This window comes from Isosphaeraceae bacterium EP7 (assembly GCA_038400315.1).
In the GTDB taxonomy this organism is placed as follows: Bacteria; Planctomycetota; Planctomycetia; order Isosphaerales; family Isosphaeraceae; genus EP7.
Genome location: CP151667.1, coordinates 3535582 through 3548311 on the forward strand (window position 1 = coordinate 3535582; position 12730 = coordinate 3548311).

General features: G+C 68.4%; 10 protein-coding genes. 7 read left to right on the top strand and 3 right to left on the bottom strand.

Going from position 1 to position 12730, the window contains the following annotated elements:
- The first annotated feature begins 155 nt into the window (after window positions 1-155).
- The 3 genes from EP7_RS13645 (at window position 156) to EP7_RS13655 (ending at window position 5240) form a co-directional block, all read left to right on the top strand.
- Window positions 156-1775 carry a sensor histidine kinase gene (locus tag EP7_RS13645; RefSeq protein ID WP_463521542.1) on the top strand — a complete coding sequence of 540 codons (1620 nt, stop codon included), beginning with the start codon at window positions 156-158 and terminating at the stop codon, window positions 1773-1775.
- Window positions 1776-1917: 142 nt separating this feature from the next.
- Window positions 1918-3324, top strand: coding sequence for a sigma-54-dependent transcriptional regulator (locus EP7_RS13650; RefSeq protein ID WP_463521544.1), 1407 nt, complete (start codon window positions 1918-1920; stop codon window positions 3322-3324).
- A 749-nt stretch (window positions 3325-4073) separates the two neighbouring features.
- On the top strand, window positions 4074-5240 hold the full coding sequence (locus EP7_RS13655; protein ID WP_463521546.1) for an acyltransferase family protein: 1167 nt from the start codon (window positions 4074-4076) through the stop codon (window positions 5238-5240).
- Here the strand turns inward: EP7_RS13655 and hpnH are convergent.
- On the bottom strand, window positions 5197-6207 hold the full coding sequence (hpnH, locus tag EP7_RS13660) for an adenosyl-hopene transferase HpnH (RefSeq protein ID WP_463521548.1): 1011 nt from the start codon (window positions 6205-6207) through the stop codon (window positions 5197-5199). The genes EP7_RS13655 and hpnH overlap by 44 nt on opposite strands.
- Window positions 6208-6474: 267 nt before the next feature.
- On the opposite strand from hpnH, the gene EP7_RS13665 reads away from it, so the two are divergent.
- Entirely contained in the window at window positions 6475-7410 is a 936-nt protein-coding gene (locus EP7_RS13665) for a DMT family transporter (protein ID WP_463521550.1), read from the top strand.
- A gap of 8 nt (window positions 7411-7418) precedes the next feature.
- Here EP7_RS13665 and EP7_RS13670 read toward each other — a convergent pair whose 3' ends face one another.
- A complete protein-coding gene (locus EP7_RS13670; RefSeq protein ID WP_463521552.1) occupies window positions 7419-8276 on the bottom strand; it encodes a WecB/TagA/CpsF family glycosyltransferase in 858 nt (285 codons plus the stop codon).
- Between the two features lie 271 nt (window positions 8277-8547).
- Here EP7_RS13670 and EP7_RS13675 point away from each other — a divergent pair, with 271 nt between their 5' ends.
- A complete protein-coding gene (locus EP7_RS13675; RefSeq protein WP_463521554.1) occupies window positions 8548-10065 on the top strand; it encodes a hypothetical protein in 1518 nt (505 codons plus the stop codon).
- A 508-nt stretch (window positions 10066-10573) separates the two neighbouring features.
- Window positions 10574-11428 carry an SDR family oxidoreductase gene (locus EP7_RS13680; RefSeq protein ID WP_463521556.1) on the top strand — a complete coding sequence of 285 codons (855 nt, stop codon included), beginning with the start codon at window positions 10574-10576 and terminating at the stop codon, window positions 11426-11428.
- A gap of 144 nt (window positions 11429-11572) precedes the next feature.
- Here the strand turns inward: EP7_RS13680 and EP7_RS13685 are convergent, their stop codons facing one another.
- Window positions 11573-11803 carry a PF20097 family protein gene (locus EP7_RS13685; protein WP_463521558.1) on the bottom strand — a complete coding sequence of 77 codons (231 nt, stop codon included), beginning with the start codon at window positions 11801-11803 and terminating at the stop codon, window positions 11573-11575.
- Window positions 11804-11968: 165 nt separating this feature from the next.
- On the opposite strand from EP7_RS13685, the gene EP7_RS13690 reads away from it, so the two are divergent.
- A complete protein-coding gene (locus EP7_RS13690) occupies window positions 11969-12664 on the top strand; it encodes a VIT1/CCC1 transporter family protein (protein WP_463521560.1) in 696 nt (231 codons plus the stop codon).
- Window positions 12665-12730 lie beyond the last annotated feature (66 nt).

Genomic DNA, 12730 nt, shown 5'->3' on the forward strand with positions numbered 1-12730 from the left:
GGAGGAAAACCGGGCCGAGGTCGCCTTTGATCCCGGGCGGACCTCTGCTAGAGTGCCGCCCCTGGACGCAGAACGGCCGGCGGGCCGGGCTTCATTGAGGAGGCCCGAAGCACGCCAACGCCCGCGTCCGACCCACGCGACATGGAGGTCGCCCCATGGTCCAGTGGCCGATTCGGATCAAGCTGATAGCCGGACTCGTCCTGGTCGTCGGCATGATGCTGACCCTGATGGGTGGCTCGCTGTTCGGGCTCCACGCCTTCCACAGCAGCAACCTCACCGTCGTCGACCTGCTGCCCGAGCTGGGCGCGTCGAAGGACCTGATCCGCTACGTGGTCCGGCTCGACGGCCACCGACTCAAGGCACGCGGCGACCTGAAAGCCCTCGACGAGGCCGTGCGCGACACGCAGCAGGCCCTGGTGCGTTACTTCGAGGTCTTGAAGAAGAACGCGACCCGCGGCAACCGGGCCGACGATGGCCTGGACGAGCGCAAGCTCGCCTTCCTGATGGACGAGGACCTGCGGGCGATCCTGGTCGCGCTGCACCCGGACGAGCCGGCCGAGCCGATTCTCAAGGGGACCGCGTCCTTCCTGGCCGAGAACCCGACGATGGCCGTCCCGGCCGCCGAGCGAGGCGCGGGCGATGGTGAGGTCCTAGCGCGGGTCGACCGGCTCAACGAGTCGGTCATGCAGCTGCCCGACTTCCTGCATCAGGACCTGTTCACGGTCCTCGGCCTGTCGAAGCGCTATTACGAGTCGAGCCGCGTGATCGTCTGGGCCTCGTTCGTGATGGTCACGGCCATGCTGACGGCGCTGGCGGCTCTGTTGCATCGCTGGGTGCTCTACCCGGTGCGGCTGCTTCAGCGCGGGGTGCGTCGCGTGGCACGCGGTTCCTTCGACTATACGATCGACCTGCGCACGGGCGACGAGATGCAGGCGCTGGCCGAGGCCTTCAACGACATGACCGCGCGATTGCGCGTGACGTATGAAGACCTGGAACGCCAGGTGCACGAGCGTAGCCGCCAGCTCGTCCGGTCGGAGCGCCTCGCCGGCGTCGGCTTCCTGGCCGCGGGCGTGGCGCACGAGATCAACAACCCGCTGGCCTCGATCGCCTTCTGCTCCGAGGCCCTGGAGAGCCGCCTGACCCCGATCCTGGGCCGCGAGGCCGACCTGGCCGACGCCAAGGTGGTGCGCAACTACCTGCGGATGATCCAGGAGGAGGCGTTCCGCTGCAAATCGATCACCGAGAAGCTGCTCGACTTCTCCCGCTGCGGCGAGATCCAGCGCCAGCGCACCGACCTGGTCGGCCTGGTGCAGGGGGTCGTCGAGATGATCCGCCACATGGGCAAGTATCGCGACAAGCAGGTGGCCTTCACCCCCCGCGAGGCCGTTGTGGCGCACGCCGACGCCCAGGAGATCAAGCAGGTGGTGCTCAATCTCGTGGTCAACGCGCTCGACTCGATGGAGGACGGCGGCACCCTGAAGATCGACCTCAGGCGTTCCGAGGGGATGGCCGAGATGTCGTTCAACGACGACGGCTGCGGCATGCCGCCCGAGGTGCTCGAGAACATCTTCGAGCCCTTCTTCACCCGCAGGCGGGTGGGCAAGGGGACCGGCCTCGGCCTGTCGATCACGCATCGGATCGTCAGCCAGCACCACGGCGAGATCCACGCCACCAGCCCCGGCGAAGGCCGAGGCTCGACCTTCACCGTCCGGCTGCCGACCCGCCCCGAGGACGCCGCCCCGGCCGAACCCTCGCAGGGCCAGCGCGCCGCCTGAGTCGGCCAGATCCGCTTCAAGTCCGGGAAGTCCGATCGAACGGTCGGTCCCGACGCGACGTACCAACACACAGCTCCAGGGGCCTTCGGGGCCCGACAAGACACGCAGACGCCTCGCTTCGTCTCATGGAGGAGACCTTCCGATGGAAAAGAACCCCCAGGGTGGGCTCCGCATCCTCTTCGCCGACGACGAGGCCCACCTGCGCGACCTGATGCAGATGGAGTTGCCCAGGCTCGGCCACGAGGTCACCGTCTGCCCCGACGGCACCGCCGCGCTCAAGGCGATGGAGAAGGGCTCGTATGACGTCGCCCTGCTCGACATGCGCATGCCGGGCCTGACGGGCATCGAGGTGCTCAGCAAGATCAAGCAGCTGAGCCCCGACACCCAGGTCATCATCCTGACCGGCCACGCCACCGTGGACACCGCCGTGCAGGCCCTGCGGCTGGGGGCGTTCGACTACCTGACGAAGCCCTGCAAGTGGGCCGAGCTGGAAGTGCTGCTGGCCCGCGTGGCCGAGCGCCGCGACATGACCAACAAGGCGACCGCCTTCGAGGCCCGGCTCAAGGCCGTCGAGGGGAGCCCGACCCTGGTGGGCGAGACCCCGTCGATGCTCGGCGTCCGCCGCCTGATCGACACCATCGCGCCGACGGATGCCAGCGTGATGATCCTGGGCGAGACCGGCACCGGCAAGGAGCTGGTCGCCCGCAGCCTGCACGACAAGAGCCACCGGGCCAGCCACGCCTTCATCCCGGTCAACTGCGGCGCCCTGCCCGAGAACCTCGTCGAGAGCGAGCTGTTCGGCCACCGCAAGGGGGCCTTCACCGGGGCCGACACCCACCGCAAGGGGCTCTTCGAGGTCGCCAACGGCGGCACCCTGTTCCTCGACGAAGTGGGCGAGCTGGACAAGAGCGTCCAGGTCAAGCTGCTCCGGTTCCTGGAGTCGGGCGAGATCCGCAGGGTCGGCGAGAACGACCCGTTCCGGGTCGACGTGCGGGTGCTCTGCGCGACCCACCGCGACCTGCGCGGGATGATCGAGACCGAGCAGTTCCGCGAGGACCTGTTCTTCAGGGTCAACACGTTCGAGATCAACCTGCCGCCGCTGCGCGAGCGCAAGGGCGACATCGGCGCCCTGGCCGCGCACATGCTGGCTCGGTTCGCCTCGCGCCGCGGCCTGGTCCCGCCCGAGCTGACCCCCGAGGCCCTGGCCGCCCTGGCCGCGCACGACTGGCCGGGTAACATCCGCGAGCTGGCCAACGCCATCGAGCGGGCCACGATCCTCTCGGGCCGAGGCCCGATCGGCCCCGAGCACCTGCCCACGTCGTCCCCGTCGCGGCGAGGAGCCTCCGCCACCGCGTCGCCCGCCGCCCCCGCGCTGGCCGGCCCCCACTTCACGATCCCCGAGGGTTCGCCGACCCTGCGCGACATCGAGATGAAGTACATCCAGGTGGTCCTGGAGAAGCACAACGGCAACAAGCCCGCCGCCAGCAAGGAACTCGGGATCAGCCTGAAGACCCTCTACAACAAGATCAACCAGCTCCAGCAGGCCTGAGCGCCGGCGGTTTCCGGCCCTGCCAACTCATCGCGCCTTCGCGGAGGGATCGCATCATGTCGATCACCCAAGCCGGACATCCCTTCCGCGGAGAGCCGACCCCCGAGCGGCCCTGGACCTCGGGCCTATTCGATGCCGTTCGGGCGGAACCTCTCGGGGCGACAATCCGGTGAGGCCAGGCCAATCGATGAGTCCGCGGCATCGCCGCCGGATTTCGGCGGCGAGCACAACGAACTGACGGTCATCACATCCAACCCGTGGGCACCAGGGCCGATACGTCCCGGCTGGCGAACGGGTCTGGAGTGATTGCGGGCAGGATCGGTGAACTTGACTTACGATTTGGCTTAACTTTGGATTTGAACAGACGATGCGGCGTCGATTTTGGTCATCGGATTGGGCCTGAATTCTCCGATTTTGTTCATCTTCGAAAGTTTTAGGTTCAGACTCCGGGCCGATGTCGCTTGGTCGAGATAGAGGCCCCCAGAAACGCTGGAGACTAGCCAGCCTGGGTTGGTCGACGAAGTGAGTGCAGATCTGTCGTGGGCGACGATTGTCGCGTGCGTCGAGATTGCGTTCGGTGCGTTGGAAGTCTGCTCCGGCAGTCAACTTGAGGTCGCGGTCCCCCCCGGCCGGCGAGTGCTCGTGCGTGCCCCTTGGTGCGCCGGGTGTTTGTCCTGTTTCGCGTGTTCAAGTGGACCGGCACAGCTCGGCGGGTTCGCCGTGCGCGCCTGGTTTGTCGGAGTCGACGGATGACTTCAACGACGATGGGATCGGGTCGGTACGCGATGATCGATGCCGTTCGTGGCCTGGTCTGCGTGCTAGTGGTGGTGGACCACGCGGGCATCGCGATCGCGACGCGAGGGACGCCCGGCGATGGCCTGGAGGCCCGACTGCAACAGTTGGTCGTCCAGGCCCTGACCCTGGGGATCGCACCTTCGCTGTTCTTCGTGCTCAGCGGGTTCTGCGTGGCGGCGGGCGTGGAGTCGGCCCGGAGCAAGGGGGGATCGCCGGTCGGATTCATGCTGAAGCGGCTCTGGCGGACGTTCCCGCCTTACTGGGCAGCCCTGATGGTCTTCGCTGGGGTTGTCCTGGCGCTGGATGTGGCCGGGTTGGGATGGGTGTATTCCGGTGGGGTGGCATTGCAGCTGGAATCGCCCTGGGCGCTGAGCTGGCCCCAGTGGGTGGGCAACCTGACGCTCTCGGAGACCTGGCGACCCAGCGTTTTCGGCGGCGGCGACGTGCTGGTCTTCACGCGGGTGGGGTGGTCGCTCTGCTATCAGGAGCAGTTCTACCTGCTCTGCGTACTGGCCTGGGCGCTGGTGCCGCGCGGGATGCACGGGGCCCTGGCGGTGGCGACGATCGGGGCGGCCCTGACCCGCGCGATCGCGGTGGACATCGGGGCGGCGCACCGGATCGAGGGGACCTTGCCGCTGCTCTGGCACGAGTTCGCCATCGGCCTGGCGGTGTACTGGCGGCTGCGGGTAGCCTCGACGGCCTGGGCTCGCCGGGCGGTGGATTTCGGGCTGGCGGGCCTGGTGGTGGCGTGCCTGGCCTCGGGCTCGATCAAGACGGCGGCTGCGGCCGGCCTGGGGCTACTGCTGATCTTGATGCAGCCCTGGGACGCGAGGCTGGTGGCGGTGCGTGCGGCCGGGCCGTTGCGGGCGTGCGGGCGGCGCTGTTACAGCATCTACCTGGTACATCTGCCGTTCGTGACGCTCGTGAACGTGACGCTGTGTCACCTGGGACTGGAGCACTTCTGGGGCCGCGTGTTCGTGCTGCTGCCGGCCGCGACGGCCGTGGCGGTGGCCGCGGGATGGGCCTTCCACCACGTCGTCGAGCGGCGATTCATGGACCTGCCCACGCTCGGCCTGGTCAGCGGCCCATGGACCAGGCGGCGAGTTGCAGGGTCCCCTTGACGGACTTCATGGCCTCGTCGACGGCGCTGTGCTCGAAGCCGCTGTGCATCTTGCAGTTGAGGCAGCGGGGGTCCTTGCGGCTCTCCCAGTAGGCCCAGTCGGTCTTGTCCCAGAACTCCTGGAAGTCCTGGTGATAGCCCTCGCCCTCGATGAGGTAGCAGGGGGCCTTCCAGCCCTTGGGGGTGTAGTTGACGGTGGACCAGGGGGAACAGGGAAGCTCGCGGAGGCCGGCGGCGAACTCCAGGAACATGGGCGTGGCGTTGATCTTGTACTTATGCGTCAGGGCCAGCTCGCGGATGGCCTTGAACTTCTCGTGGATCTGGTCGCGGTTCAGGAAGACGTCGCGCTCGACGCTCTGGTACTCGTAGCCGGGCGAGACGAGGATGCCGTTGGCCTTGAGCCGGTCGACCAGCTCGCAGAGTTCCTTGACCTCGCCGACGGCCGTCTCCTTGTACACGGTGGTGTTCAGGAAGATGGTGTAGCCCAGCTCCTTGCCCTTCTTGATCATCTCGACGGCCTTGTCGAAGACGCCGGCACGGTTGCACACGAAGTCATGCGTCTCGCGCATGCCGTCCAGGTGCACCATGAGGAAGAGCTTGGGGCTGGGGGGGATGACCCCGTAGAGCTTGGTGTCGAGCTTCAACGCATTGGTGCAGAGCAGGACGTAGCGGTCGCGGGCGACCAGGCCGTCGATCAGCTCCTTCAGCTCGGGATAGAGCGTGGGCTCGCCGCCGCAGATGTTGACGATCGGGGCGCCGCAGTCCTCGGCGGCCTTCAGGCAGGCCTCGACCGGCATCCGGTCGGCCAGCTTGCCGGAGTAGCGCTCGACGGAGCAGCCGACGCAGGCGAGGTTGCAGGTGTACAGCGGCTCGAGCATCAGCACGGTGGCATACCGCGCGTTGCCCTTGCGGCGCTGGCGGGCTCGGTGCTTGGCCTGGGCCAGGGTGAACCCCAACGGGTATCGCATCGCCAACCACCTCGCTCTTGCGCCTCCGCCGCCGGCGTGCCGGGGCGGTCCCTCCTGGAACCATGGGTCGTGATCATAACGGATTTGCCGGCCTTGGGAACGGGCAATTCTCACGGGGCCTTGGATGGGTTGCCGGACAACTCGACGCAGCCGTCCGGCTTGACCGATCCGGCGCCGGCGGCCACAATCCCCCCCTTCGCCGCAGAGGTCGCCGGCCGACCTCGCGGCCCGGCCGAAGCAGGCCTCCAGACCCCGAGCTTGCCCACGATGCCCGAGACTCGACCGACCGATCGGCTGGACGCCCTGGGCGTGGCCGTCGCGGTCTTCTGCTGTGCTTTGTGGGGGGGGAACGCGGTCGCCGCCCGGTTTGCCATCCCCGACATCCCGCCGATTGCCTCTAGCGCCATGCGGTTCGCGCTCGGGGTGCCGATCATCGGCCTGTTCTGCGTCTGGGCGAAAGAGCCGCTCTGGCCGGCTCGCAAGTACTTGCCGCTGCTGATGTTGCACTCGATCCTGGCGAGCCTCCAGATCGGGGCGTTCAACTGGGGGACGGGGCACGGCGAGGCGGGCCGGTCGTCGGTTTACATCAATATTCACCCGCTCGTCGTGGCGCCGCTGGCCTGGGCCGTGCTGGGCGAGCGGCTGGGCGTTCGCGGGATCTTCGGCCTGGCGTCGGCGGTGGCCGGGGTGGCGGTCCTGCTGTCGGAGCCGCTGAGGAGGGGCGGGGGCATGACCGGCGACGCGGTGGTCTTGCTGGCGGGCCTGGTCTTCGGGGTCCAGACGATCGCCCAGAAGCTGACGTTCCCGGTCATCCCGCCGACGACCTTGCTGTTCTCGCAGAGCGTGCTGGCGGTCCCGCTGTCGGCGGCGGCGAGCCTGGCGTTCGAGCGGGGAGACAGCTACACGTTCTCCAGCACGGCCGTCTGGGCGGTCGTCTACCAGGGGCTGGCGGTTTCGGGGCTCTGCTTCACGCTCTGGATGCTGCTGCTGCGGCGGTATCCGGCGGGCCGGCTTGCGACCCTGGCGTTCCTGACCCCGCTGTTCGGCGTGGCGCTCGGGCACCTGCTGCGGGGCGAGCCCCTGACCGCCGCGTTGATGGCCGGCGGGGCCCTGGTGGGCCTGGGGATCTACCTGGTCGCTTCGGATCGGACGGCGCACCACCAGCCCGCGGACATCGGCCTGCCGGGCGAGGATGCGCCTTAGTTCCCAGGTCAGGCATGCGGGGGAGTCTTGTGCCGGGGGTGCGGCCGGCCGACGGCGTGGCGTGCCATCATGTTCAGGAAGAAGAGGCCGTTGCCCAGGTAGCGTTTGGTCAGGCGCCTGGGCTCTAGCCAGAGGCGGTAGGTCCACTCCATGCCGGTCTTCTGGAAGACCCGAGGGGCCCGGCTGACTCGGCCCGCGGCGAAGTCGAACGTCGCCCCAACCTGGGCGCAGAGCGGGACTTGCAGCTCGTGCAGGTGCTCGTCGATCCAGAGCTCTCCCTTGGGCTGGCCGAAGGCAACCAGCAGCAGGTCTGGCTTGGCCTCGCGGATCCGGGCGATCAGCGCGGCGCGTTCCTCGGGGGTGGGGGTACGGAACGGCGGGGCGTAGGTGTCGACGATCTGGAGGCCGGGATACTTGGCCCGCAGGTTGACCGCGGCGGTCTCGGCCACGCCGGGCTCTCCGCCCAGGAAGAACATCCGGTAGCCCTTGGCGGCGGCCAGCTCGGAGAGGTGGAAGATCAGGTCGGAGCCGGCCACCCGGCCGGGCAGGGGGGTCTTCTTCAGGCGGGCCGCCCAGACGAGGGGCATGCCGTCGGCCATGATGAAGGCCGCGTCGCCTGCCACCCTTCGCACCTCGGGCTTCTTGTGGGCCAGCATGGCGAAGTTCAGGTTGGCCGTGATGAAGTGCGAGGGCACCCTCGCTTCGACAAGCTGCTCGATCGCGGCCAGCGTCTCGTGCATCGTGATCGGGCTGAGCGGCAGGTCCCAGAGCCGGATCGGCGGAAAGATCGCCCGCGTCGGGGCGGTCCGGGGGGCCGGGCTGGGCGGGCTCTGGCTGGGCTCGGTGGTGGTCGGGGCGCTGCTCATGGGCGTGATGTCGCCAAGGTTCCTGGGTGGCCGCGGCCTGCATCGTGGATGCGGCCGGGCGCCGATTGGCCCCGTCGAGCGTGGGGCGCGGAGGAGCATCAAGGTTTCGTACGCGGCTCCCCCCTGTCAAGTGACACTCGAATTCTCCCGGATTGGTCCGGCCTGGCGGGAGGTAGCCGGTGGCCCCGGGCGCGGGGATAATGGGGCGCCGCCCGCGCGGGCTCGACCACCCAGGCCGGGCCCCTCTCCCGGGTGCGGAGGAGATGCGACCATGGACGACGGCAAGTTCCAGAGGCGTCGACGGTTCCTGCGGACGACCGCGGCCCTCGGCGTTGGCGCGGGGATCGGCCCCGCGGGGCTGCTGGCGGGCGTCACGCCGGCCCGCGCCGAAGACATGAAGCTGGGCCCCGACGCCGTCCGGCTCAGGCCCGAGATCGAGCCGGTCGTGCGCTGGATCGAGGAGACGCCCCGCGAGAAAATCCTCGAGGTCGCCCTCGGCCACCTCAAGGCGGGGCTCAGCTACCGCGACCTGCTCGCCGGCCTGTTCCTGGCGGGCATCCGCAACGTCCAGCCCAGGCCGGTCGGGTTCAAGTTCCACGCCGTGCTCGTGGTCAACTCGGCCCATACGCTGGGCCAGACAGCCCCCGTGGACGACCGGCTCCTGCCCTTGCTCTGGGCGCTCGACACGTTCAAGAACTCGCAGGCCCAGGACATCAAGGAGGGGGACTGGACCCTTTCCAAGGTGGACGAGTCGAAGGTTCCCGGCCCAGGCCGGGCGAAGGCCGAATTCGCCGAGGCCATGGACGCCTGGGACGTGGCCAAGGCCGACGCCGCAAGCGCAGGCCTCTGCCGGGCCGCCGGTGCCGCCGAGACCATGGAGTCGTTCTGGCGGTACGCCGTGCGCGACCAGCGGGATATCGGCCACAAGGCCATCTTCGCCATGCAGTGTTGGCGGACCTTGCAGGCGATCGGCTGGAGCCACGCCGAGCCCGTCCTGCGCTGCCTGGCCTACGGCATGCTTGACCTGGGCGGCGACAAGCCGGGCGTGGTCGGGCCCTACGAGCCCAACAAGGACCTCGCCGCCACCATCCGGCCCGACTGGATCGCCGGCAAGCCCGACCCCGCGGCCACCCGCGCCCTGCTGGAAGTGCTCCGCCAGGCCGACCCCGAAACCGCCTCGGCCGAGGCCGCCGCGATGCTCAACAAGGGCGTCGCCCCCGGCTCGATCTGGGACGCCGTCGCCCTGTCGGGTGCCGAACTCCTGATGCGTAAGCCCGGCATCATCCCCATCCACGCCGTCACATCGGCCAATGCGTTGCACTACATCTACGCGGCCAGCGGCGACGAGACCACGCGCAAGCTGGCCTTGCTGCAAGCCGTCGGCTGGAACCCCATGTACCGCGAGCGGATCAACCCCGCCCCGACCCTGCGGGTGGACGACCTGGCGGAGATGCCCACCGAGGCCAAGGGCGACGCCGCCGTCCCCGAGATCTTCGCGGCCATCAACGCCGACCGCAAGCAGGCGAGCGCCAAGGCCCTTTCCTACCTGAACGCGGGTGGCTCGCCCGACCTGATCTTCGCCACGGCCCGCCGGATGATTTTCCACAAGGGCCGAGACAGCCACGACTACAAGTACGGGGCCGCCGCCTGGGAAGAATTCCGGCTCGCCGCCGACCCCCGCTGGCAGGCCCCCCTCGTCGCCGCCACCATGGCCAACCTCCCCGGCGCCGAGACCCCCGACAGCCCCCTGATGATCCGCGCCCGCGAGGCCGTGGCCCAGGCGCTCTGATTCGCTCACCCGAGGCCGTGCGACCTTCGCATCGCACGGCCTCGGCGTTCGATCCTCGGAACCGGCTTGGAGTCGGGCGATGAGGGGGCGAAGGTGCGGTTGGACCAGTCCGATCATGGCTGCTATCATTATAAGCATGTTGCTTTGTTGCTGGATTAAATCTATAATGAGAAAAGTATATTATGTGTTTGTGTCTATCGCCTCGATCGTCTGCTCGGCGATGATCTTGAGGGCCTCTGGCCAGGGAATCAACTCCTTCGTTGGCTACCTGATTGTCATGGCGACGGCTGTGATGGTTTGCTTGCAGTGGCTGATTTTCCCCTCGTTGGGCGCCCACCCCGGAAAGGTCAGCGATGGAGAAATCTAGACGACCGACCATCCCTCATATCACCTGATCCGTCCGGGTTAGCGCCGAACGATGACCAGCATCCCCGGAGCCGAGACCCCGACTGCCCCTGATGATGCGCATCCGCTGGTTGGAACCACGGCTGAAACAAGGACTTGATTGATGATCCTGGTGACCGGTGCGACGGGCAGCGTGGGCGGTGAGGTCCTGAAGCGGCTCTCGGCGAAGGGGGAGCGGGTTCGGGCCGTGACTCGTGATCGCCGCAAGGTGTGCGACCTCGATTTGCCGGGGGTCGAGTGGATTGAGGGGGACTTTGATCGGCCGGAGACGATGGAGGCGGCCTGCTCCGGCGCGGATCGGGCGTTCCTCCTGACCAGTTCGTCGGATCGGGCGGAGGCCCAGCAGGTTGCGTTCGCGGTCTCGGCCGGGCGGGCCGGGGTCGGGCATCTGGTGAAGCTGTCGCAGCTGGGGGCGGAGCTGGATTCCCCGGGGCGGTTCCAGCGGTATCACGCGGCGGTCGAGGCGGCCATCCGGGAGTCGGGGTTGGCCTTCACGTTCTTGCGGCCGAATCTGTTCATGCAGGGGCTCCTGAAGTTCCGGACCATGATCGCTGCCCAGGGCCTCTTCTTCATGGCCGCGGGCGACTCGCGGGTGAGCATGATTGATGTCCGCGACGTCGCGGATGTGGCCGTGGCGGCCCTGACTGAGGCCGGGCACGAGGGGAAGACTTACAACCTGACCGGGCCCGAGGCGCTGACGCATGACGAGATGGGCGAGCGGCTCTCGGCGGCCGTGGGGCGGAAGATCGCGTTCGTGAACCTGGAGCCCGAGGCGATGCGTCAGGCACTCATGGGCGTCGGGCTGCCGGACTGGCAGGTGGGCGGGCTGAGCGAGGAATATGCGATGTACCGGGCGGGCGAGGCCGCGGCCGTCGAGACCGGGGTCCGGGACGCCCTGGGGCGTGAGCCTCGAAACTTCGACACATTCGCCCGCGACTACGCGCCGATGTTCTCCTGACGCTCGGTTCGGCCCCGTCCCCTATGCCGCGATGGGTTCGTTCCGTCCGGGAGAAGGGCGCGATCGGGAAGCCTCCGAGGCGGTCGGGCTTCGCTCGGTGTTTGCGCCCGTCGCGACGATCAGTGGAAGCGGATGGATCGAATCTCATTCGGCCGCCAGCTTCGCGTAGGACTCCAGGAAGCCGCATTTGGGGCAGCAGAAGGTGGTGACGGGGCGGCGGACCTTGCCCTTGAGTTTCAGGACGCCCGTCCACCAGGTTGAGGGTTCCGGGGTCCCTCCGATCCATTCGGCCTGCGTGTCCCGCCCGTAGCTGTGATCGATGAGGAAGCCATCGTCCATCGGCTGGGAGCACTTCGGGCAGTGGGGTTGCGGCATGAATCCTCCGGGGGGTTTGGTTGGTCGGGACGTCGCGGGCCATTCGTCGGGCTCGGCCCGTTATTGGACAAAGAGGGGGGCGGGGGCCGATGATCGGGGGGCGGTTCGTGGCCTTCGGCGGCGGTTTGTCGCGGCGGGTCGGGCCTGTTCAACCGGATGGGATCGATGCACCAGACGTCGCACGATGAGTGGCACTTCACGGCGGGCGCGGCGGTCAGGGATGTCGTGATCGGCATGTCTGATGGGTTGACGGTCCCGTTCGCGCTGGCGGCGGGGCTGTCGGGGAGCGTGGCGTCGACGCGGATCATCGTGACGGCGGGGCTGGCCGAGATCGTCGCGGGGTCGATCGCGATGGGGCTGGGGGGTTATCTGGCGGCACGCAGCGAAGCGGAGCATTATGCAAGCGAGCGGGTACGCGAGGCCAGGGAGGTGGCCGAGGTGCCCGAGGTGGAGATGGCGGAGGTGGCCGCCGTGTTCCGCGGTTATGGGCTGACCGCCGAGGAGGCTGAGCCGATCGTGCTCGCCCTGAGCAAACGGCCCGAGGCCTGGGTCGACTTCATGATGAAGTTCGAGCTGGGGCTGGAGCCGCCCGACCCGAAGCGGGCCGTGACCAGCGCCCTGACGATCGCAGTCGCCTACATCGCCGGCGGCCTGATCCCGCTGGCCCCTTACATGGCAACGGGGTCGCCCGACTCGGCCCTGAATGCGTCGGTGGCCATCACGCTCGTCGCGCTGCTGATCTTCGGCTACGTCAAGGGGCGGTTCACCGGGGCGAAACCGTTGAGGAGCGCGCTGCAAACGGCGTTCATCGGCGGGATCGCGGCGGCGGCGGCCTTCGGGATCGCGCGGGTTATTTCCTGAAGGTAAGCGAGGGGATTCCGAGGGTGTCGCCAGGTCCGGGGCGCACGTTCCCCGGTGCCCGCCGGT

What these genes read in the sequence shown, in the direction of transcription:
- EP7_RS13645 (WP_463521542.1), top strand. Translation starts at nt 156, where the DNA reads ATGGTCCAGTGGCCGATTCGGATCAAGCTGATAGCCGGACTCGTCCTG.
- EP7_RS13650 (WP_463521544.1), top strand. Translation starts at nt 1,918, where the DNA reads ATGGAAAAGAACCCCCAGGGTGGGCTCCGCATCCTCTTCGCCGACGAC.
- EP7_RS13655 (WP_463521546.1), top strand. Translation starts at nt 4,074, where the DNA reads ATGACTTCAACGACGATGGGATCGGGTCGGTACGCGATGATCGATGCC.
- hpnH (WP_463521548.1), bottom strand. Translation starts at nt 6,207, where the DNA reads ATGCGATACCCGTTGGGGTTCACCCTGGCCCAGGCCAAGCACCGAGCC.
- EP7_RS13665 (WP_463521550.1), top strand. Translation starts at nt 6,475, where the DNA reads ATGCCCGAGACTCGACCGACCGATCGGCTGGACGCCCTGGGCGTGGCC.
- EP7_RS13670 (WP_463521552.1), bottom strand. Translation starts at nt 8,276, where the DNA reads ATGAGCAGCGCCCCGACCACCACCGAGCCCAGCCAGAGCCCGCCCAGC.
- EP7_RS13675 (WP_463521554.1), top strand. Translation starts at nt 8,548, where the DNA reads ATGGACGACGGCAAGTTCCAGAGGCGTCGACGGTTCCTGCGGACGACC.
- EP7_RS13680 (WP_463521556.1), top strand. Translation starts at nt 10,574, where the DNA reads ATGATCCTGGTGACCGGTGCGACGGGCAGCGTGGGCGGTGAGGTCCTG.
- EP7_RS13685 (WP_463521558.1), bottom strand. Translation starts at nt 11,803, where the DNA reads ATGCCGCAACCCCACTGCCCGAAGTGCTCCCAGCCGATGGACGATGGC.
- EP7_RS13690 (WP_463521560.1), top strand. Translation starts at nt 11,969, where the DNA reads ATGCACCAGACGTCGCACGATGAGTGGCACTTCACGGCGGGCGCGGCG.